Source organism: Paenibacillus sp. FSL H8-0283, assembly GCF_045040675.1.
In the GTDB taxonomy this organism is placed as follows: Bacteria; Bacillota; Bacilli; order Paenibacillales; family Paenibacillaceae; genus Paenibacillus; species Paenibacillus amylolyticus.
The window spans coordinates 4163809-4183359 of the sequence record NZ_CP150295.1; the positions used below are offsets into that span (position 1 = coordinate 4163809).

The following is a 19551-nucleotide window of genomic DNA, read 5'->3' on the forward strand; positions in this document are numbered from 1 at the left end:
ATACACTGTGCTATAATCTTTTTAATACATTGTACTAAAATATAAAAACAGCTGTAGGAGAGGAATTCATAAGATCATGCATACAACTACCCCAGCCTCAACACGAAAGAATTTCAGAGTTTTCACCTTCATAGTAAGGTTATTCTGCACAATGCTACTACTGATAGGTGCCGCATTCCTCTATGAGCGGTTTGCTTCGTCGCAGGCCAAAAAGGACTTTCCACCTCCAGGTACACTCGTTCAAGTCGGCGGTTACCAACTACACATTCATAAACAAGGCAATGGTTCACCGACCATACTTATGGAGGCTGGAAGTGGTGAAACCAGTTTGTCGTGGAGAGACATTCCTGTGGAACTAGCCCAGCATGCAACGGTGGTCACGTATGATCGCGCAGGATATGCCTGGAGTGAATCTGCACCTACAGAACGTACAGGTGCAAATATCGTCAAAGATTTACATGCTGCTCTGGAGAAGGAGAACATACGCGGCCCTTACGTTATGGTAGGTCATTCTCTTGGGGGTATGTATGCTAGACTCTTTGCACAGACCTATTCAAATGAGGTTCAGAGCCTTGTCCTCATTGATGCGCGACCTGAGGATGATGAACGGAACACAAAGGCTTTGTTGGAACAGGCTCAGTTTCAGGGAAACCCGTCTGCGTCCTTGTTATCTTTACTGAAGGTATCTGGAGCTTTCAGATTATTTCCAGACTTTATGCTTGATGGTCTGGTTGCCAAGCAAGATCGGGATACTTTTGTTAATGTGATTGCTACCCCTTCATATTTTCACGCCAAAGAAGAAGAAGCCCTCCACGCCCATTCAACAGAAGATGCCATTCGTGGCCAAAGTCTTGGATCAATCCCTGTACGTATCATTGCACGCGGACGTCCTCAAGACTATGTTAGTGCAGGGATTCCGGTTGACATTGCGCAGAAGCTCGAATCCATATGGCAATCGGGGCAACGGAACATGTTGAATATATCGAAGGATAGTCAGCTCATTGTGGCCACCCGCAGTGGTCATATGATTATTCACGATGAACCTGAACTGGTTGTGAAAACAATCCTTGAGCTAATCTTTGATAAGTAGAGGTATTTTTCTTCAGAACATCCTCCGCTCGATCCAATGTTAAAGGGCTGTTCCAATAGCCATGTGTATGACCTGGAACAGCCCTTTAAGTAATATACATTAAGATTAGATCTAATGAGTTCGGCCTTAAGAAAAACATGAGTTAGCGTAACGCTTGCAGGTCCGAGTTGGGACTTCCTGCACTCTTCTTCTTTTCACGGGGAGCCCTCGTATTGATCAGATAATACAATGTGGCATAGATTGTAGTGATAAACGTGCCAAAAAACAGGCAAAACGCCAGAGACGGACGGCTTACACTTTCGTGCATCAGTTCAATTAGCGTCTCGCGATTCGTCAGTGCATCCCAGCTATTCAGTCGATATACACGTCCAAGCAATACCCCGTAACTTCCCAAAGCACTGCCAACCAGTACAAAGATCCAGGATGCCCAGCGTCCAATTCGGTGATAGATCACTTCCTGAAGCTGATACATCGACAGGAATCCAAGCAGAAGACCAGTCCAGACAAACATTAATAGAACACTTAAGTCGTACCAATACGTGTAGTCCACCCCGTTCCCACCATAATACCGGGAACTTCTCGCTGTCAGATGAACCAGATCCGTAACAATGTAAGAAGAGTTCGGGAAAAATAACAACCACAGCAGACCACTTGCAACTGCAAGCCATGCGGCACCTTTCCATTTCACATCACTTAGAAGATAGGCTGCATAAGAGAACACAAAAGGAATCCAGCCCAAGAACAGATTCCAGATCAGGAAGCGGAAATAACGCTGATCCAGCCAATCTGCGGCTACATAGTACAAGCCAAGCGTTACTATTGTGACCACACTAAGGAAAATAAATATGCGAATATAATTCAGTTTTCTCAATGATTCTGACCTCACTTGGTAAAATTCAATTAGTTTCGAAAATATCGGATGATTTCTTCCTTATTCTTTTCAACTCGCAAATTCAATCCTCGCTTATCCTTTAATCCATACTGCTGTAATTCATGCCCCGGATCAAGCACCAGCGGTTTAGTCGCCACATCAACCAGCAAATCCATCGTCAGTTGATAGGTTTCCCGTAACTTGTCCATCGGCAGAGAGGATTCATACCGTTTGATCAGCTCAATCAGACGTTCAGCATACACGAGACGAACCATACTGTCCGCACTCTTCAATTGTCTTGAAGCAAATGCTGTAATAGCCTTAATTATACTTGGTTCTGTTCGATGTTTGGCAATCAACGCAAGTTCATCCACCGCATCCCAATTCATGATAGACAGCTCGGAACTTAATTGTTGAATTCGCTCCCCTATCCATTGTTCCTCTAACTCTTGGGGTACGTCCCATCGCTTATAGTCGGCATACACGCCTTCTCGATGCATCTGTATAGCGCTCCCGTAATGTTTGACGAACAAATCCTTTGCTACACCCCAATCGGTCTCTTCCATCCTTAACCACCATACCTGTTCCTATTTGTGCATATACTCCTAACACTTTACATAAGTTTACTACTTTCCAAGCATACTATAGAAGTTGAACTATACATTTGCACGAGAACGTAGAGGACAGAAAGAACCTGAAGAAGTGAAGCGTTCGCTAAAAGCTTTCTACAAGAAAGCTACTTCGGAAGCATAAGCTTATCACCGGATTTTCACCTTTGTAAAATTGAATTAAAAATCTGGGGAAAACAGCGATCGGAAGGTTGTTCTGTCATCGGAGTGGCAAGTGTAAATATTCTTTCGTTCAACTTATATAGAATCATACCATTTACCAAAGGAGAATCAAATTTACAATGAATCCAAATTCCATGAACCCTCAGAATGTAGTACAACCTACATTGAACACCAATCCAAATGTCACCCCTAACATGAATCATGGCGGCCATGAGATGTTCGATGTACATGAGATTCTGTCCTCCACCATTAACGTCCTGGATCAATATATGATCTTTCGTACATTTGTGCAGAGCCAGGAACTGATTGGCATTCTCGACCGGCAGTACAATTTCATATTATCCCAGTACAATCTGACAGCAGAGTGTTTTGCATCCGGACAGAAGCCTCATCAAGAGACAGCTACCTATATGATCCCCAACATGGTACCACCGGTATATGGCCTTAAGCCATCAGCACCGAAAAAGCCAAACCAGAGCTTGGCCGATGTAAAGGATGCCGGGATTAGCGGTCATATGCTGGGACTGATCAAGTCACATGCGAGTCTGCTCGGCATGTCCTGTAGCGAGATCACAAATGGGACGGTTCGCCGAGTCATCGCTTCACAGATCCAGCATTTTATCGAGATGGCCTATGAAATTTTCATGTTCCAGAATAAAAACGCCTATTATCAAGTACCTCAACTCACTCCAAGTGATACACAACAGATGCTTCAGGCATACATTCCAGCAAACGGAGCACCTCAGATGCCTATTAACAATAAACCACTTCATTAATTAGAAAATAAAGTCCGATTCCCCAGAACAGTCTCTTCAACCCTTTCGGGTTATAGGGGCTGTTCTTTCATTATTTGTAATCATTTTCCTACTGAAGACACTTGATTCGCTTACCAGAAACTGGTTTAATCAAAGACAAACCCGTACATATTCAACTTACGGATCATACATATAAAATAGGGTGAAATGCGTTATACGAGAATTCAAATGGCTTTTTCTTCATTATGGGGAGGTATACAAATGAGATGGAAGCAACCTGCTAAACTTGGTTTACTGGCTATGGCTCTCGGCTGTACTGCCATTGGCACAACACTCACACCTTCAACAACACTAGCTGCACCTGTCCCCGCTTCCAAAGCGGTGTATCATCAGTTCCAAACCTATCGAACAGAAGCAGTGAAGTCCACAGAAAGTCTGGTTAAAGCGCGTAAATACCTGATGAATCATATCGATAAAGTCGACCCTTGGCAGGCCACACTAATGACGTTGCAACTGGAGAACATGCAGAACGTGAAATTGGCTAATATGGACTACCAAATGTATACGGAACAATTTCAACAGGCCATATCTCAAGCCCATGAACAACTTGGTTACGAACAGAAGCTTACATATAGTCGTCTGCTCAAAGAAATTAAAGATCCGACAGCGAAGAAACTTCTGCAGGAAGCATCTGATCTCGGGTTCAAACTGGAAACCAGTGAAGGCTTGTATTACCCCATCATCAATTATGAGATATATCAAAAGTTCAAACCTTTTGTTAAGGCTGATATTGCTGCGTACATTAATATTATGGCTACCGAGTCCAACCAAATGACAACTTCAGATGGTGGCATTATCATCTCTTGGAACGAATTAATCCAGCGTGCATTGGAGAAAGAAGCCTTTTTGAACAACTTCCCGAATTCCAATCGCACATCAGCAGTGAAGCAAGGGTTATTTGTGGATTATCTGTTTTACGGAAGTGACAACACGCCTGCTTATGATTGGTACACGGATGAAGAAATCCGCACCATGGACCCTGAGGTGAAAAAGGCTTACGAGAAAGCTTTGGCTAAGCGGGAGCCCAATACGGAGAGTGTTCTTCTGGACACTATGGAAAAGATTTTACTGGTTCTCAATCAGAACAATAATGAGCTTACACCTGAAGTCAGAGCAATCATTGAACCTGTTCAACAACAATTTGCCCGTGAATAATCGGATGCTGAATAACAAAATGTGAACGCCAAAAAAGCGGCAGTCCTCGAGACAGAGGGTGCCGCTTTGAAGTTTACATATCAAGTCCTTACGTTTGGATCAAAGAGTTGAAGTGTCTATTGATGTAAGTTTATTCGGATTTACGATGAGATACACGCCCTCAATCCGCTCTCCAGAAGCGTCCAACTCCAAACATAGTACCTCGGACAACTGCCCTTCTTTCATCAACGCGAGTTGAAGTTCGCCATTGATCCACATCGGTACCCATTCCCTTTCACGCAAGCGCGTAAGGACTCGCCGTGAGGTCAGGAGTGCAAGCACACCTTTGTGAACGTTCATTGTTCTCATAACCGTATGCACAACGCCACCGCCATCTGCTGTAAATACAGGCTGATCTGCCAGTAACTCCAGCATGGCAGAGACGTCATAACGAAGGAATGCCGTTGTAAAACGGCTCAGCAATTCACCTTTGGCTATCATATCCGCATCACTCTGCTCGATCGGCGGAAGTCTTTCGGGCAGATTTCGTCTGGCGCGGCTAAAGATTTGACGGCAGTTACTCTCCGTTTTGCCCAGCCAATCCGCTATTTCGGAATAATCATATCGGAACGCTTCACGAAGGACAAAAACAGCCCTCTCCATGGGCGATAGACGCTCCAACATGACCAGATAGGCGTAGGAGATCAACTCTTTTTTCTCCATCGTTTCCTCTGGCATGTTCGCCTCTTCACTGTCACCCATCGGCTCTGGCAGCCACTCACCAACATAACTTTCCCGCTGATTACGGGCGGAATTTAGCAGATTCAAACTTCGATTCACAACCAATTTGGCGATGTAGGATTTGGGATTACGAATATCCTGAGCAGACGTGCTCTGAATCCCCGCAAAACAATCCTGCACAATATCTTCAGCTTCTGCCACACTGCCCAGCATGCGGTAAGCTATTGAAAATGCATATTTTTTATAACGAATATACAACTCACCAACATCCAGAGAAGACACTTCTGGCTCATTGGCGTGGAAATTAGAATTCATAAGAAGCCTCCTCTGGCATGGTGCGTGTAGTTTTAGTTAAAGCAACCCGGATACATCCCAGTTGTGATCGCAATCCGGTTCCAGTTATTAATCGTGTTAATGGCTAGGATCAGATCCACCAGTTCGGATTCACTGAAATGTTCACGGACCTTATCGTACAACGCAAGGGGTACACCATGTTCCGAGATTCGGGTCACCGCCTCAGCCAGCTCCAGCATAACACGTTCTTGATCCGTGAAGAAAGGCACTTCACGCCATACACTCAGCAATAAAATATGATCCGCATAATCTCCCAGTTTCATCAGATCTTTGGCATGCATATCAAGACAAAAGGCGCAGCCATTAATTTGGGACACTCGGATTTTTAACAGCTCATACAATACTTTATTTTCAAATTGCCCAGAAATATATTGCTCCATTGCCATCATCGCTTTAAATGCGCCTGGATTCGCTACTCTGTAATTCGTTCTTAAATTCATTTTTCATTCGCCTCCGTCATTTGGTTTACATACTGTAGACAAATGACGGCCGAGATCTGTGACATTCTTTGCGAAAATCTTTTTAAGCCCACAAGAATGGTTGCTCAACAAACGGATATTCACACTGAGATTCTGATGGCAGGACAACCTCCATGGAGTCAATAATCAGTAATGGAAAAACATACTGAAAGGTTGTTCTCTTTTCTACAATTAACATCTAACGTAAGAAAAATCCACGTTTTTCCGTGTTCATGTACGTTTTTTGCTGTAGTGTTTGTGATTTTAACCAAAAGCAGGTTGGATATATTGATATTTTGACCAAAAGAGTAGTAACATACGGCTAATGAAGTTAACTTTTCTGACATTAAAAAAGAGAATCGTTTATCCATATCAGCAAGGAGTGTTTCCTATGATAACTTCCAACGCAAACCATACAATGACTTCTGAATTACCTAGAGGGTGTACGTTCACTGCTGAAGACTGGCATGTATTATCCCAATATTGGTACCCGGTAGCCCAAGCAACCGAAGTAACAGACAAACCCCTGGCTGCTCAATTACTCGATGTGAAGCTGGTTCTCTACCGCAGTAATGATCAAGTTGTGGTAGCCAAGGATCTTTGTTTTCACCGCGGGGCTCCACTGAGCAAAGGCTGGGTAGAAAATGGCGAGATTGTCTGCCCTTATCACGGTTTCCGTTATAATTGTGAAGGTAAATGTACCGCAGTACCTGCGCACCCAAGCTCCAAGATCTCGCCTAAGCTCAAACTTATCGTGTACCCGGCAGTCGAACGTTATGGCTTAATATGGACTACACTGGCAGGAGCAGAAGAACAGATCCCCTCCTTCCCTGGATGGGATGATCCGGATTATATCAATATTTTGCCACCCAACTTTGACATTGCTGGTTCCTCTGGACGACAAATGGAGGGATTCCTGGATGTATCCCATTTTGCCTATGTGCATACCGAGACGTTTGGTGACCGAAACAACACAGAAGTCCCCCAATACAAAGTGAAACGCGAAGGTAATGAGTTACTGGCCGAGTATTGGAGTACGGTAAGTAACTATGGCAAAGAACAAGATCTTGTTGCACCTGAAGGTTTCCAATGGCTGCGCGAGTTTCGAGTGTTCCCACCTTTTGCGGCTTCTCTTACGGTACATTTCCCAGGAGACGACAAGCTGAACATTCTAAATTGTGCTTCGCCGATCTCTGCCCGTTATACACGTCTATTCTGTCCAATTACACGCAACTTTGACAAAGACGCTCCGATTGAAGACACTATCAAGTTCAACTTGCAGGTATTTGAAGAAGACCGCGAGATGGTCGAGTCACAGAAACCGGAGGATCTGCCCCTAGATCTGCATGCCGAGGCCCATATTCCCGCAGACCGTACTTCGATTGCTTATCGTCAATTATTAACGGAGCTTGGCTTGGGACGAAATTACACATCGTAAATTAAATCATATATAAGTTCAACTAATGAATATATTTACACTGGCACTCCGATGGCAGAATAACTTTACGTTCGCTGTTATCCCCAGATTTTTTTATTCCATTTTTTCATAGAGAAAATCCGGTGATAGCGTATGCTTTCGATGTAGCTTTCTTTTAGAAAGCTTTTAGGCGAACGCTCCGCTTCTTCAAGTTATTTCTGCCCTCTCCGCTATCGTGTAAATGTTTAGTTGAACTTATGTAGGTTTTCTTCAATCTCAGGCAAGCTATCGATGATGGATGTCGCGCCTAAAAAGTCTTGAAGTACTATCCTGCGGTCTCTGGGGAATGGGTTGAAAATTTTCTTAGGAACTCAGGACATCTTATTTGGCCTCTAGGTCCTCAGTTAAAATTGTAAGGAACCTCAGACTCGTTATTTCCCAAAATCCCCGATAAAAACACTTCATACGGCTGTTTATTCTGATATAACGTGTCTCAGATTCTTTAGATTTTTGGGCACGCCTTAAATCCTTGATTAAGACGCCTACGATTCGTTAGCACTCCATGCTCCGGACACGTTCAGGTATGCATCGGCTTTCAGCAGGTTTGAAGACACCTTTAATCAACAAAAGAAGCGTTCCTTTGCGGACGCTTCTTTTGTTATACCTAATTTAACTGAAATACTTATGTGTATTAGATAAACCTCGCCTCATGACCGTCATCTTTCCTCTTGATTATTCGTATTCACAGGGAGCTCTCTATAATACGGACAGCCCGGCTCATGAATAATACGTGGATCAACCCAAGTGCCCCAGTACGGAAGACGGTTTACGTAAGGTTGCATGTTTGGTTGGTTGTTCGGCTGTGAGTTGGGTTGCATGTTTGGTTGTACATTGGGTTGTATGTTTGGCTGTACATTAGGCATTACGTAAGGCTGATGATTCACATTTGGAGCACCGTTAGAGGCAGGAGCAGTTGAAGGCTGGCAATCTGCCGGCGGGCCAATAATCACTGTTTTTTGAATGGGAGCAAGTGCTTCTTGAACTTTTTTCTCATCCAGACAGTACGTATAAGCCAAAAGTTTTGCAGGTGTAAGACGTAAGGTGTCTGAGCCAAATATCGCTTCAGGAACCGGTGCATCAAAGATTGCGAGTAAGTGCGTGTGATCTGCAGTGGCCACTTCATAGTGCCACCAGCCTTGAGGAACGTTAGCCACCTGCCCCGGAGTAATCGGGAAATGAAGAAGCTCGTTGGTAAATGGATTAATGAGGGAAACAACTGCCGCACCGCTGATGCAGTATACCAACTCCGTTGCATTCTGATGCGTATGTGGTTCAACCACATTGCCCGTGTTGAGGAAAATATCCAGTAAAGAAACATTGCCCAGTGTGTTTAACTGCTTGATGGAAAGAGCGTTAATATAGTTGTTCTCATCCTTCTTGAATAACGGGTTATTGCTCAAATCGTAAGTAAATTCGGTGGTTGGTAAAGTGTAATCCATGTATGAGGTTGCCAAAATAAAACGCCTGCCCTTCGCTCTCGGTTTAGGTCATAACCTATATGCCAGCTTATGCCCAGCGCCCAGATACGTGAGCCCATTTCCGCCAAGTTCTCATCGCATAACAAATATCCCTGACTCGGACATCCCGAGAGCAGGGCTCATTGGCTATTAAAGTTCTGCTTCGTCGGAGATGTCATCACAACTAATCCCTAATGGAGTACTGTTCAAATTTACACTCTGAAGCCAACTCATTCGCTTGACCATCTCTGGCATTCCCTCGATCAAACCATCAGTTACACTCAAATAACGTAGTTTCTTTAATTTCTCCAGTTCAGGCGGAAGCTCACAAATACCCGAGTACCCTATATCCAGAGTTACGAGTTCGCTCAATTCACCAATCTCGGCTGGAATATGTTTCAGACCAAGATCCGACTTCTCCTTTGGCTTCCATCCGGTCGGAACATGATAAGAACTGCCGCAATAAATTCTAAGCTCTCGAAGTTGTTTCAATTTTCCAATGTCTTGGTGAATACCTTCCAAATCCGCCGTCATGATCTCCAATTCTTCCAATGATGTCAGTTCGAAAAGGGCTGGAGGAAGCGTATAAACATCCTGCTCAAAAATTGTCAAACGTTTCAAGTGCTTTAATTCCCGAATACGTTCCGGAATCTCTTTCAAGTAATGTGAACTAATATTCAGCACATCCGTCTGATGTCTAATCGCGTCGTCCAGTAAACAATGAATGTCCTGATGCAGATCTAATCTAAAAAATAACCCAGTGATTCGCTCCATTAGCTCAATTGCTTCTTCTTGTGTAATATGCATGCCATACATATTCTCATGAGCAACAGTGTAGAAGTAGTCACTTCCATCCTCGTTCAAAAAACAAAGATCATCTGGCATTGAGGGATATAACCAGTCATGAAAGCGGTTGGCTTCCTCCTTGAGGATCTGCCCTGATTCCGGCGTGCAACGATATATGTAATAAATCCCCTCTGAATACATGGCGCCACTTTTCATCATCATTTCTTCCATCGTACTGCTCTCAATCAAATACGGATCCAATCTCCGTAACACTGTAGTAACTCTTTCAGGTGTAGCTTCCTCAACATACTTTCTATCAACCAGCATAAACCGGTCTGTCTTCTCGATCAATTCGTCAATCAACAGTTCATAGGCCGTTCCTCTTGGATCAGTGTGAAAAGCTACGGCTACCATATGTTCCCCCTCATTACTCATTATTCATCAATCTTCAATCTGCTGTATCATCTGAAACCACTGTGGCATAGGCTGATATCATCAATCCAGTCATTGGAGGCTTATTACATGGCATACGGCCCTGGTTCAGTTTCATCCCCGCAATCTGCGGGTTATCCTTACCCTTATTATCCGTCACCCCCACCGTATCCTTACCCTTATCCCTATCCATACCCGCCCATCGTTCCTGTTCCACTACCATATCCGATCGGTGGTCCTTGGTGGCATGGTGGATATCCCGGCGGTGGTTACCCCGGTGGACACCCTGGTCATTTCCCAGGAGGTGGCTATCCAGGCGGACCTCATGGAGGCGGGCCGGGTGGTCCAAGTGGACACGGAGGACCTCCAGGCGGAGGATTTCACGGACATCGTTTCTTCCAGTGGTAATCATTAGACTCATTCAAAGTACTTGTTCAGATAAAGGAGCTGCTTCGGCAGCTTCTTTATTATTGAAGGAATTGTCTAATCGTGCAGGATTTTAATAGGTGATCTCATCCATCATCTTCAGATTACGGTTCGACATGCTGAGGAGATCCGTGAAGGTAGGTGTAAGGTAATAAACAAAGTCCGGATCGTGCACGTACATAATAATCTGCCCATACGTGCCTTCCGCCGTTGGATCAAAATCGAGCATCAGATACAGTGAACCACCTGCAATTGTTGCAAAAGGAATCCATGGTTTATGGAAAAGGTATGGTTTGATCTCCGGGTCCAGCTGGCTGATCTCTTCGGCAGAATAATACTCTTCAAGCTTCTCATCCACTTCACAGAAGTATTGTTTGGTCTCTCGAATCTCTTCCAATGACATCAGATAAAAGGGTGTACATCTGCCCGTCTCGGCATCACCCGAGTACAGCACATGCAACCCGTAGCCACTGCCGTCTTTCCTTTGGTAAAAGGCACGAAAATCGCCAGGCAGCCGGACGCCATACTCCTTTTCGAATAGATCCAGACTTTCCTCGGATGCACCTTCCCGCTGTTGATATTCTTCAAACAATTGCCGAATCTCTTGATCCTGTATTCTCTCATCTAACAAGTGATTCAGCTCGTCCATTAGCACGTTTAATGATACATTCGGCTCCAATCTCACCACACCTCCCCTAACTCAGTTCTTCTCTTCTTGTAGATACTGATGATATTCCCAAAACGCTTCTTCCTCTCCGCCGCCTTCAATTAGAATCATGACTGCGTAAGATAACAAATTAAGCCATTGTTCCATCAATGTCACCTGTTCGTCGGAAATGAGGTTGTTGCTGCGAAGCATGCCTTCGGGTTCAACGGCCCAAGCACGGGCCATATGAGTAATTCCCCATAGACATGCCATGACTTCCCGATCCAGTGAAGGCCGTGCAAGTTCGGACGCCAGAACACGCAGTATCTCAATCAACTCATGAAAATTCTCCTTAATCAAATGTCCACGGAAAGGCCGCAGACTGCCAATAAAACCGTTCTCCATCTTGGGATGACTCAGATCATCATAAGAAAAGGAGTGACATTTTAATAACGTTACAGCCTCTTCACGTTCCATCCCTTCACCCCTTTGCAGGTTGTAATACGACCTTACCAGCGAAGAGGTTCTTCTCCACGCCACAACACATACCGCTCCAACTCACGAAGAGTGCCTGTACCGATCCCGTACTCGTCCATTTCTTTGGAACGAAGATCAAGCACATGCAGCATGCCACCATATGTACCAACTGCCAGCTTGGACTGCTCTGGTGATACGGCGAGAGAATAGATCGTACTACCTACAAAATGGCGCCATACTTCCTCTCCCTTGTTATTCACACAATACAGATAACCATATGCATCCCCAAGCACCATGCCCGCCTCTATTTCCGCTGCTGCATACACACGTGCATTCTCATCCATCACTGGCCAATCTTCCTTCGTTTCGTTGCCTGCGATTGATTCCAGCGGGACCTGTATCGTGACCCCGTTATAGAAATGACATGCGTTAAACCAGACGTTCTGGTTATCACTGGTGAATGCTGCATAATGAGGGTAGCTCGATTCTGGATAGAGGGAGTATGTCTTGTTCAGCCGACGCTCCATCACCATATGATTGCTCCCTTGGCTGCCATAGGCAATCCATCGACCATCCCGAGATACCGCTGCATGCCCCATATCTATCTGTGTATCCTCTAGCTCATACTCTTCGATCTCTGCCAGATCGGGATGAAGCAAGGTCACCTGATCTTGCGTTACAAGATATATCCCGTATCTTGAATGAATAAGTAGTGCTCTGCCTTCATCCATAGGTATAAGTCCTTCAAGTGTCCGTTCGGGATGCTCACAGTCCGCAAGTGATTCAATCCGAGGTAATGCCGATTGTATCCGGGCTTGAATATCTTCCCATCGATATGTCGCTATCTCCTGTCCTTCCAACTTGCGATCTGGCTGACGAATGATATGAATCCCATCCGGTCCTGCAAGCGCATAGTCAAGTCCAACCGATGAGCAACCTGCAAAAGTATATGGAGAGATCAACTGCCACCCCTGCTGATCCATCGTATATATCTGACTATTCTCCGTGAAAATCCCCGTATGACATACAACAGTTTCCTCGTTCAGATAACCTACAACTTTGACAGCCTGCATGGAAGCCTGAAATGCCTCGCTCAATGGCCACGTCGCTGCTGGCAGCTCACGTCGGAGCATCTCCAAGTCACCGTGGAGATTGGCCTGTCTCACCATATGGAATACTTCAGTACTCATTCCGCTTCTGGAGTCTCCCTCCAACTCGGATTCATCCGGTTGCTCTCCCTGCATACTTCTCCGGACAAATGCATTAACATCCCTTGCATAACGCTTGCCTTCATTGCGCCATTGTTCCGCAATGTCTTCCTTTAACCAACTCATAGGTTTCCCTCCACTCAAGCCCTATTCATATGCCGTACAATGATGTGCCTGCAAGAACATACTGATTTCGTTATCCGTCGCCTCCTCCGCACCATTCTTTTCTTCATAGAACAGGGCAACTTCTCTCCCAGCTGCATAGTTAAATCGTAAATATCCTCCCATCGACACCATGAACATCTTGCACATGTACTCATTCTCCAACACAGCATCCCACTTAAATTCTGTTTTGCATGTATCGGCGAGTTCCTTCATGGAGCTTCCCTGTTCCGTCCCTGAAAAATGGTAAAACGTATGTTTCCGCAGCTCATTCCACGGCTCAAAGTAAAGTGGCGTTATTGGTTTATCCTGATGGTAATACCCACAATAGATCCGGTCCAGCGTTTCGCCAAATTCAGTCTCCGAGCATGTCCATAAGGTGATATTTTCATCATGACGCGGTAGCCACAACAGCCCCTCAACTTCCGGATGAACAGCAAGGAAATCTCCATCTACAGAACTGCCGATGGAGATGCACTGCTCAAGTTGCTGCTGACTTATAGGCGAATCATCCGTATGTATCCAAAAATCATAATCCACAAAAGGCTTCAACACTTCCGGGTCTGGCCTCTGCACATTCATCCATCCCGTGTATGTACCTTCCCCATATTGTTCAATCCAGGTACGGTATGATAAAGGTAGCGAGATGGCGTGCTGTTGTTCAAAGTGATCCAGTTCCTCCGCTGGAACCGGCTTAAGTACACGGGATACAATATACATTTGTCGACATCTCCCATCTCAGTTTGGTTCATTCGTTTTCAGGATCTAAGCCAGTTCTTCCTGTACAATTTCAGTCCATACTCCTTTACGATTCAGAATGCGAATTGCAAAGGCATCATATCCATCTCGCTTGACCTGATCAAAATGCATGCGCTCTCCCGTAATCAGTTCATATGCACCATTTTCATCTACATCTTCGCCAAACTCTTCATCCCAAGGCACATTGTAGTAAGCCGTCAACTCTACTTCAAATATGTCCTCACCTTCAACATCCAGGTAAGGACGAAGGGGTCTGTCATGTAGTGCGTCTTCCGAATAGGTCTCACATAACATAGCATCATAGCCGTGCTTGGCGGTATCAATGAGCAGATAGCGCTCACCCGTGACCGTATGCTCCGCATGTACAAGAAGAGGTGTCGAATCATGCCAGGTAATCAGATCATCTTCAGTCAAGTCACCATAATAAAAAATATGGAATTTATCATGACCATCACTCATTTGAAGTTTGCCTTTCCACTCCACTTCATCGGACTTTATGTTCTCTTCCTTCCTAATTAATCCTTCCAGATAAACAGGTCCGTGTTGTACACCATACTCATTCATCATCTCGCCTCCGATTTGTTCATTCGAATGGTAACCACTTTGTGTTCCTCATCCACCGTCAGTTTCACATCGATGTTCAGCTTGTCACGGAATAACGCCGTAATATTGATATACGGATCGCGGGCAGCTTCGCTACTACCGCCACTATTACGGCTCATTCCCTGATGAATGATGGATTCTACCAGCTGTTTATCTCCCTTGCCGGTGTTATTGTAGGTGTAGATCACCTGCCCATCCTGATCATACAGATTCAAAACCGTTGTGAAATCATTGGCGTTCTCATACTGTCTCTCGGTCTGTACATAGTTGTGATCTGTACGTTGATAGTTTACAGTACCAGCCAGATACGGATTGTCCCCGCCTGGCTTCACATCATACTCCTTATAAGCCAGATTAAACAGGTATTGGATATGATTCATATCAATCCGGTAATAAAACTGACGGTTATCTTCCTCTTTGTCCATCGCTGCAAAACTGTTAATCAGCGGCCAAGCCCCATAGGACTTCCCATTAACATCAACGGCCAGAGCATAGTCAGATAATACTGTCTCTTTTTGAAATACACCAAATGTCTGTAAAATAAAATAAGCCGGAATCATCAACATACCCAGAATGACTGCAAAAATAGTAAGTTTAACTCGTAGTTTCATTTCTTCTCTCCTTGCGGCTTTAACGTTTTATCTTCGCTTTCAGTCTTATCCAGTCTTGTGCTGAAGCTTCGACAGTGTACGAACAACCACATCCCTATTCTTCGCATCCTTGATATAAGCCGGAATACTATGTGAAGCCGTTCGTATAGGCATATTTCCGTATTTTACACGCAGGTCTGCGGAGACATAAGCGATGAGATAATTCAGATGCTCCCGATTCACAGCCCATATTATTTTTCCTCTGAAATTATCCAGGAAGTATAATTCCAGCCCGAATACAGGATCTTTCCCAGCACAAATCTCGGAAAAACACCTTTGGTATGTCGGCTTGGCGTGTAATTCAACCTGATTAACAGAACTACAATGCGGACATTCCACATGCGTCGATCGGTGAGACGTCTTCTTCTCGTCTGTGACTTCCACGTTAAACCAACGTTCACATACAGCACAATTCCCCTTGGCTTTATATTGATATACTGGTTCTTCAAAAGCTTGAGCGTAACATTCGTAACACTTCCATCCGAGTTGACCATTCCGTTGATCAATCGAAGCGTGCCCACCGCATTTGGGACATTTCACATCAATCCGCTCTCCCCGTCGAAGAACCGAATAGAAACTATACTTATACGCACCTTCATCTTCGAAACGTTTCATCCTGTATCCACCTTTCTTCTGAAACTACGACATACACAGCGTCAAAATACTCAACATTTACCAATCCATCTCTCTAAAATTATATGAAACTCCGTTGCTCAGCACAACAATTGAAGACAGATTGTTGGAAATGCCTCTATTACGACATACCCAAGTGTGTGCCTCATCACACCCGTCTCCACCTCAATAACGTAATCTATAACTAAATAACTACTGAAATGAAAGAAAACCCGCTTTTTATATTGTGAAAAACATCACTTGAGTAAAGGTTGTGCAACTATGTTCTCCTTACTGAATGTATATAAATGGTCACTCGTATTCGCTATATTCACAGCAACTCTCTCTCACTGTAGTTCAACCGATACAGTTAAACCTGTTCACCACGATGAAGTCTCCTCCTCCTCCTCTGCGATCAGTCAACCCCCGGTGGACCCGATCATTCGCAGAGAAGGTACTACGGTATATATTGAAATGACGGCCCAGGTTACAGATGTCGAAATCTCCAAAGGAGTGATATACAACGCTTGGACATTTAATGGTACCGTCCCCGGACCCGTCCTACGAGTGACAGAGGGAGATACCTTGGTGTTCACGTTGAAAAATAAAGATTCCAGCCTTCCTCACTCCATGGATTTTCACGCTGTACATGCTGCTCCCAGCAGCAAATTTATTGATGTGATGCCAGGCGAGGAAGGCACGTTCACTTATCCCACCTCCTCACCCGGTGTATTCATGTATCACTGTGGAACCAAACCGGTCCTTGCCCATATCGCCAACGGGATGTACGGCATGATTATTGTGGAACCCAAAGCAGGATACCCTTCCGATCACTTGGTTGATCATGAGTATACCCTTGTCCAGAGTGAATGGTATAAAGAGCATGATTATGAAGCTTTTTTGAACGGGGAACCGGATTATGTCGTATTTAACGGCAATGATTATGGATTAATAAAACATCCCCTGTTAGCCAAAGTAGGAGATACGGTGCGAATCTATGTCAGTAATGCCGGACCCAATGAAGTCTCATCCTTCCACGTTGTGGGTACCATTATGGACCGTGTGTATACGGATGGAAATCCACGCAACATCCAGTATGGAATACAGACGGTTATGCTTCCCGCAAGTGGTGGAGCTGTCGTAGAGTTCACCGTGACCGAAGAAGGCGATTATGCGATTGTAACCCATCAGTTCAACCATGTAGCCAAAGGCGCTGCCGCTGTTTTGCGTGTGACCAAGGATGGTGCTGATCATGGTGGACCCGCGATGTCTCACTGAGACATGACAATAGATAATGGCTATACCTATCCTGAACCATTCGAGGTGATTAAACGATGATCTGTACACACGAAGCGAAGGATGCCTGTTTCTCCAAAGTATCTCTGTTCCAGCATCTTGATCCATCCGAAGCTGCCTTGTTGATCTCCCTTCTGCATACCCGCAAATATAACAAAAGCGAAGTTGTCGTCCAGGAGGGAGAACGCTCAGATACGCTTTATGTGGTTCATCAGGGATGTGTGAAGTTATCCAAATACAATGAAAATGGCAAGGAACATATTATTCGGTTTCTGTTTCCCGGTGATTTCTTCGGACAAGATTCCCTGTTACACCAAAAACCACATGTCGCGAACGCCGAAGTTCTGGAGCCTTCGGCCATCTGCTCTATCAGCAAGCATGACTTTGACCAATTACTTGAACATGATCCAAAGCTTGCTTATCATTTCCTGCTTGCCATTACCAAGCTGCTCCGTGAAACAGATGAATGGAACAGCTCGCTAAGTGCGATGACAACGGAACAGAAGATTGCCAAGTTGCTTTTGTATTTCCATACCCGAAATCATGCAAAACATGAGATCCGCTTGCCTGTTTTCAAAAAAGATATGGCTCTGTTACTCGGGATCACACCCGAAACACTTAGTCGTAAACTTGCCATGATGCAAACTCAGGGACTGCTTCAGGTTACAGGAAACTGCATCCTTATTCTGCAATTGGAGCAGCTTAGGGAAATGGTTCCGTTCTGAACTAAATATTATTTACACTAATACTACGATGACAGTATAACCTTCCCATCGCTGCTAACGTGTGAATGATTAGTTCAACTCATATAGCTTTGGGACAAGTATTATATTTCACATTGGATGTGAGTATCGTCACAGTGCAGCCTAGCGTTACAGTATACAGTTAAGAAAAGATCTTCAGGAGGTTTATGCGATGAATACGGTTGTTAAATTGGACAAACAGATCATTATGCACAAAATGCAGGAGCTCTGTTCACTGCTGCTACAGGATGAAGGCTACAAAGAGATGCGGGACATGATTGATCAGTTTTCTGCAGATGAGCAAGCTACGACTCAGTATGAGAAATTTATGGAGAAACATCAGGCACTGGAGGAGAAAGAACGGCAAAATATCGAATTGCTTGCATCTGAAATCCAGGTGTATGAAGAGGAAGAACGCGCACTCTATGATCATCGCCTCATTCGTCGGTTTATCTATGCTCAACGGGAGTTCAGTCAGCTACATCAGCAGATCAGTCACTTTTTCACGAAATCGGTGGAGTTGAACCGCCTGCCCGAATCCAATGAACTAGGTAAGGAAGCTTGCGGATGCGGAGGCAGCTGTTCCAGCAACCATTAATATCTTCCTTTTGGTTAAATAATCAAAAAGAGTATCCGATCAGAAATCACGCTGTTCGGATACTCTTTTTATATAAATTCAACTAATATTTACACAAAAACGGAGAAGACAAAATAAGCTGAAGAAGCGAAGTGTGCACCTTAAAGCTTTGCTGCATCGGAAGCTTATTCTTTTATCTACAGATCCAGCAACAGCGATGCGAGCAATCCCATGGATGCAATCAAACCCACAATTGGCCCACCCTCTTCAAAGGCTTCCGGCATCATCGTCGAGCAGATCATGGCAATGATTCCACCACCTGCAAATGCACCAATTGCTGCACTCATCTCCTCAGGTAGCTGCTCGAGAAACAGATACCCACCCAGAGCTGCAAGCGCGGAGATCAATAGTACACTCAGCCACATTAATATGATTTTGCCACGACTGTACTTGCCCTGTAGTCCAACCGTACTGGACAGACCTTCAGGAATGTTGCTGACAAAGATCGATACCACCAGCACCACACTGACACCGTTGCCAGCCAGTAAGCTGGCTCCAAGCATGATGGATTCCGGGATAGCGTCCATTACCGTGCCTGCAAAGATACCCAGGCCGCTTTGGTTCGAGTCTCCCGACTTTGCCGAGCGTTTACGCCCTGCCCCTCCCTTTGCAGAAACGAGCAAGTCAAAAAGCGTATATACGACAGCACCCGCCGTAAATCCAATGGCTGTAGGGATAATACCTCCATCATTCAGCGCATCTCCGAGTAGTTCAAAGGTAGCTGCCCCGATTAATGTACCTGTCCCAAAAGCCATAATCCAGCCAATGACTCGTTTGGGAATCTTCAGAAACAATGCTGCGAGTGCGCCTATGACAACCGCTGAGGCAGAGATGCCGCCCCACATGAATGCAGTCCACATCTGGGCCGACCCCTCTCAAGTTCAATTATGTTCTATCATTCCATTAACCTTGGCAGAGCAATCAAA

Annotated in this window: 22 protein-coding genes; 8 read left to right on the forward strand and 14 right to left on the reverse strand. The window is 44.8% G+C overall.

Annotated features, from left to right (window positions below):
• The first annotated feature begins 151 nt into the window (after positions 1 to 151).
• Entirely contained in the window at positions 152 to 1090 is a 939-nt protein-coding gene (locus MHI52_RS18500; protein ID WP_315372724.1) for an alpha/beta hydrolase, read from the forward strand.
• 142 nt (positions 1091 to 1232) lie between these two features.
• Here MHI52_RS18500 and MHI52_RS18505 read toward each other — a convergent pair whose 3' ends face one another.
• Together MHI52_RS18505 and MHI52_RS18510 are read right to left on the reverse strand one after the other, a co-directional pair.
• On the reverse strand, positions 1233 to 1961 hold the full coding sequence (locus tag MHI52_RS18505; protein ID WP_315372723.1) for a DUF1361 domain-containing protein: 729 nt from the start codon (positions 1959 to 1961) through the stop codon (positions 1233 to 1235).
• Positions 1962 to 1990: 29 nt separating this feature from the next.
• Positions 1991 to 2527, reverse strand: a complete 537-nt coding sequence (locus MHI52_RS18510; protein ID WP_076250069.1) for a hypothetical protein — start codon at positions 2525 to 2527, stop codon at positions 1991 to 1993.
• Positions 2528 to 2886: 359 nt separating this feature from the next.
• Between MHI52_RS18510 and MHI52_RS18515 the strand changes: the two genes are divergently transcribed.
• Positions 2887 to 3528 (forward strand): spore coat protein, encoded by a 642-nt coding sequence (locus MHI52_RS18515; RefSeq protein WP_405159401.1) that lies wholly within the window; start codon positions 2887 to 2889, stop codon positions 3526 to 3528.
• Between the two features lie 240 nt (positions 3529 to 3768).
• The gene (locus MHI52_RS18520; protein WP_340982235.1) at positions 3769 to 4722 is read left to right on the forward strand and encodes a hypothetical protein; all 954 of its coding nucleotides are present in this window, start codon (positions 3769 to 3771) and stop codon (positions 4720 to 4722) included.
• 99 nt (positions 4723 to 4821) lie between these two features.
• On the opposite strand, the gene MHI52_RS18525 is transcribed toward MHI52_RS18520, so the two are convergent.
• Together MHI52_RS18525 and MHI52_RS18530 are read right to left on the reverse strand one after the other, a co-directional pair.
• Positions 4822 to 5757: a sigma-70 family RNA polymerase sigma factor gene (locus tag MHI52_RS18525; RefSeq protein WP_340982234.1), complete on the reverse strand. Its 936-nt coding sequence runs from the start codon at positions 5755 to 5757 to the stop codon at positions 4822 to 4824.
• Between the two features lie 32 nt (positions 5758 to 5789).
• Positions 5790 to 6236, reverse strand: coding sequence for a carboxymuconolactone decarboxylase family protein (locus tag MHI52_RS18530; RefSeq protein WP_036613386.1), 447 nt, complete (start codon positions 6234 to 6236; stop codon positions 5790 to 5792).
• A gap of 409 nt (positions 6237 to 6645) precedes the next feature.
• Between MHI52_RS18530 and MHI52_RS18535 the strand changes: the two genes are divergently transcribed.
• The gene (locus tag MHI52_RS18535; protein ID WP_405157441.1) at positions 6646 to 7692 is read left to right on the forward strand and encodes a Rieske 2Fe-2S domain-containing protein; all 1047 of its coding nucleotides are present in this window, start codon (positions 6646 to 6648) and stop codon (positions 7690 to 7692) included.
• 695 nt (positions 7693 to 8387) lie between these two features.
• Here the strand turns inward: MHI52_RS18535 and MHI52_RS18540 are convergent.
• Both MHI52_RS18540 and MHI52_RS18545 read right to left on the reverse strand, forming a co-directional pair.
• A complete protein-coding gene (locus tag MHI52_RS18540; RefSeq protein WP_405157442.1) occupies positions 8388 to 9170 on the reverse strand; it encodes a cupin domain-containing protein in 783 nt (260 codons plus the stop codon).
• A 168-nt stretch (positions 9171 to 9338) separates the two neighbouring features.
• Positions 9339 to 10409, reverse strand: coding sequence for a leucine-rich repeat domain-containing protein (locus tag MHI52_RS18545; protein ID WP_340982231.1), 1071 nt, complete (start codon positions 10407 to 10409; stop codon positions 9339 to 9341).
• Positions 10410 to 10496: 87 nt separating this feature from the next.
• Between MHI52_RS18545 and MHI52_RS18550 the strand changes: the two genes are divergently transcribed.
• Positions 10497 to 10814: a hypothetical protein gene (locus tag MHI52_RS18550; RefSeq protein WP_405157443.1), complete on the forward strand. Its 318-nt coding sequence runs from the start codon at positions 10497 to 10499 to the stop codon at positions 10812 to 10814.
• A gap of 91 nt (positions 10815 to 10905) precedes the next feature.
• Here MHI52_RS18550 and MHI52_RS18555 read toward each other — a convergent pair whose 3' ends face one another.
• From MHI52_RS18555 to MHI52_RS18585, 7 genes are read right to left on the reverse strand one after another with little or no spacing between them, the layout of a single operon-like run.
• On the reverse strand, positions 10906 to 11511 hold the full coding sequence (locus MHI52_RS18555; RefSeq protein ID WP_340982230.1) for an SMI1/KNR4 family protein: 606 nt from the start codon (positions 11509 to 11511) through the stop codon (positions 10906 to 10908).
• 21 nt (positions 11512 to 11532) lie between these two features.
• On the reverse strand, positions 11533 to 11955 hold the full coding sequence (locus tag MHI52_RS18560; RefSeq protein WP_340982229.1) for a hypothetical protein: 423 nt from the start codon (positions 11953 to 11955) through the stop codon (positions 11533 to 11535).
• A gap of 32 nt (positions 11956 to 11987) precedes the next feature.
• The gene (locus MHI52_RS18565) at positions 11988 to 13289 is read right to left on the reverse strand and encodes a hypothetical protein (RefSeq protein WP_340982228.1); all 1302 of its coding nucleotides are present in this window, start codon (positions 13287 to 13289) and stop codon (positions 11988 to 11990) included.
• Positions 13290 to 13310: 21 nt separating this feature from the next.
• The gene (locus tag MHI52_RS18570; RefSeq protein WP_339283143.1) at positions 13311 to 14045 is read right to left on the reverse strand and encodes an SMI1/KNR4 family protein; all 735 of its coding nucleotides are present in this window, start codon (positions 14043 to 14045) and stop codon (positions 13311 to 13313) included.
• 45 nt (positions 14046 to 14090) lie between these two features.
• Positions 14091 to 14651, reverse strand: coding sequence for a hypothetical protein (locus MHI52_RS18575; protein WP_405157444.1), 561 nt, complete (start codon positions 14649 to 14651; stop codon positions 14091 to 14093).
• Positions 14648 to 15298, reverse strand: coding sequence for a hypothetical protein (locus MHI52_RS18580; protein ID WP_036672890.1), 651 nt, complete (start codon positions 15296 to 15298; stop codon positions 14648 to 14650). The genes MHI52_RS18575 and MHI52_RS18580 overlap by 4 nt, the downstream gene beginning before the upstream one ends.
• A gap of 45 nt (positions 15299 to 15343) precedes the next feature.
• Positions 15344 to 15952, reverse strand: a complete 609-nt coding sequence (locus MHI52_RS18585; protein ID WP_282320967.1) for a hypothetical protein — start codon at positions 15950 to 15952, stop codon at positions 15344 to 15346.
• 279 nt (positions 15953 to 16231) lie between these two features.
• Here MHI52_RS18585 and MHI52_RS18590 point away from each other — a divergent pair, with 279 nt between their 5' ends.
• The 3 genes from MHI52_RS18590 to MHI52_RS18600 all read left to right on the forward strand — a co-directional run bounded on the left by MHI52_RS18590 (position 16232) and on the right by MHI52_RS18600 (position 18586).
• Positions 16232 to 17227: a multicopper oxidase domain-containing protein gene (locus MHI52_RS18590; protein ID WP_405157445.1), complete on the forward strand. Its 996-nt coding sequence runs from the start codon at positions 16232 to 16234 to the stop codon at positions 17225 to 17227.
• Between the two features lie 56 nt (positions 17228 to 17283).
• Positions 17284 to 17970 (forward strand): Crp/Fnr family transcriptional regulator, encoded by a 687-nt coding sequence (locus MHI52_RS18595; protein ID WP_253501231.1) that lies wholly within the window; start codon positions 17284 to 17286, stop codon positions 17968 to 17970.
• 190 nt (positions 17971 to 18160) lie between these two features.
• The gene (locus MHI52_RS18600) at positions 18161 to 18586 is read left to right on the forward strand and encodes a YlbF family regulator (RefSeq protein ID WP_405157446.1); all 426 of its coding nucleotides are present in this window, start codon (positions 18161 to 18163) and stop codon (positions 18584 to 18586) included.
• Positions 18587 to 18762: 176 nt separating this feature from the next.
• On the opposite strand, the gene MHI52_RS18605 is transcribed toward MHI52_RS18600, so the two are convergent.
• Positions 18763 to 19485, reverse strand: a complete 723-nt coding sequence (locus MHI52_RS18605) for a ZIP family metal transporter (protein WP_253501237.1) — start codon at positions 19483 to 19485, stop codon at positions 18763 to 18765.
• Between the last annotated feature and the right edge of the window lie 66 nt (positions 19486 to 19551).

Excerpts from the sequence above, each read along its gene's own strand:
- MHI52_RS18510 (WP_076250069.1), bottom strand. The coding sequence starts at position 2,527 with ATGGAAGAGACCGATTGGGGTGTAGCAAAGGATTTGTTCGTCAAACAT.
- MHI52_RS18500 (WP_315372724.1), top strand. The coding sequence starts at position 152 with ATGCTACTACTGATAGGTGCCGCATTCCTCTATGAGCGGTTTGCTTCG.
- MHI52_RS18520 (WP_340982235.1), top strand. The coding sequence starts at position 3,769 with ATGAGATGGAAGCAACCTGCTAAACTTGGTTTACTGGCTATGGCTCTC.
- MHI52_RS18560 (WP_340982229.1), bottom strand. The coding sequence starts at position 11,955 with ATGGAACGTGAAGAGGCTGTAACGTTATTAAAATGTCACTCCTTTTCT.
- MHI52_RS18525 (WP_340982234.1), bottom strand. The coding sequence starts at position 5,757 with ATGAATTCTAATTTCCACGCCAATGAGCCAGAAGTGTCTTCTCTGGAT.
- MHI52_RS18605 (WP_253501237.1), bottom strand. The coding sequence starts at position 19,485 with ATGTGGACTGCATTCATGTGGGGCGGCATCTCTGCCTCAGCGGTTGTC.
- MHI52_RS18580 (WP_036672890.1), bottom strand. The coding sequence starts at position 15,298 with ATGAAACTACGAGTTAAACTTACTATTTTTGCAGTCATTCTGGGTATG.
- MHI52_RS18585 (WP_282320967.1), bottom strand. The coding sequence starts at position 15,952 with ATGAAACGTTTCGAAGATGAAGGTGCGTATAAGTATAGTTTCTATTCG.
- MHI52_RS18550 (WP_405157443.1), top strand. The coding sequence starts at position 10,497 with ATGGCATACGGCCCTGGTTCAGTTTCATCCCCGCAATCTGCGGGTTAT.
- MHI52_RS18530 (WP_036613386.1), bottom strand. The coding sequence starts at position 6,236 with ATGAATTTAAGAACGAATTACAGAGTAGCGAATCCAGGCGCATTTAAA.
- MHI52_RS18595 (WP_253501231.1), top strand. The coding sequence starts at position 17,284 with ATGATCTGTACACACGAAGCGAAGGATGCCTGTTTCTCCAAAGTATCT.
- MHI52_RS18540 (WP_405157442.1), bottom strand. The coding sequence starts at position 9,170 with ATGGATTACACTTTACCAACCACCGAATTTACTTACGATTTGAGCAAT.
- MHI52_RS18535 (WP_405157441.1), top strand. The coding sequence starts at position 6,646 with ATGATAACTTCCAACGCAAACCATACAATGACTTCTGAATTACCTAGA.
- MHI52_RS18545 (WP_340982231.1), bottom strand. The coding sequence starts at position 10,409 with ATGAGTAATGAGGGGGAACATATGGTAGCCGTAGCTTTTCACACTGAT.
- MHI52_RS18600 (WP_405157446.1), top strand. The coding sequence starts at position 18,161 with ATGAATACGGTTGTTAAATTGGACAAACAGATCATTATGCACAAAATG.
- MHI52_RS18570 (WP_339283143.1), bottom strand. The coding sequence starts at position 14,045 with ATGTATATTGTATCCCGTGTACTTAAGCCGGTTCCAGCGGAGGAACTG.
- MHI52_RS18515 (WP_405159401.1), top strand. The coding sequence starts at position 2,887 with ATGAACCCTCAGAATGTAGTACAACCTACATTGAACACCAATCCAAAT.
- MHI52_RS18575 (WP_405157444.1), bottom strand. The coding sequence starts at position 14,651 with ATGATGAATGAGTATGGTGTACAACACGGACCTGTTTATCTGGAAGGA.
- MHI52_RS18590 (WP_405157445.1), top strand. The coding sequence starts at position 16,232 with ATGTTCTCCTTACTGAATGTATATAAATGGTCACTCGTATTCGCTATA.
- MHI52_RS18565 (WP_340982228.1), bottom strand. The coding sequence starts at position 13,289 with ATGAGTTGGTTAAAGGAAGACATTGCGGAACAATGGCGCAATGAAGGC.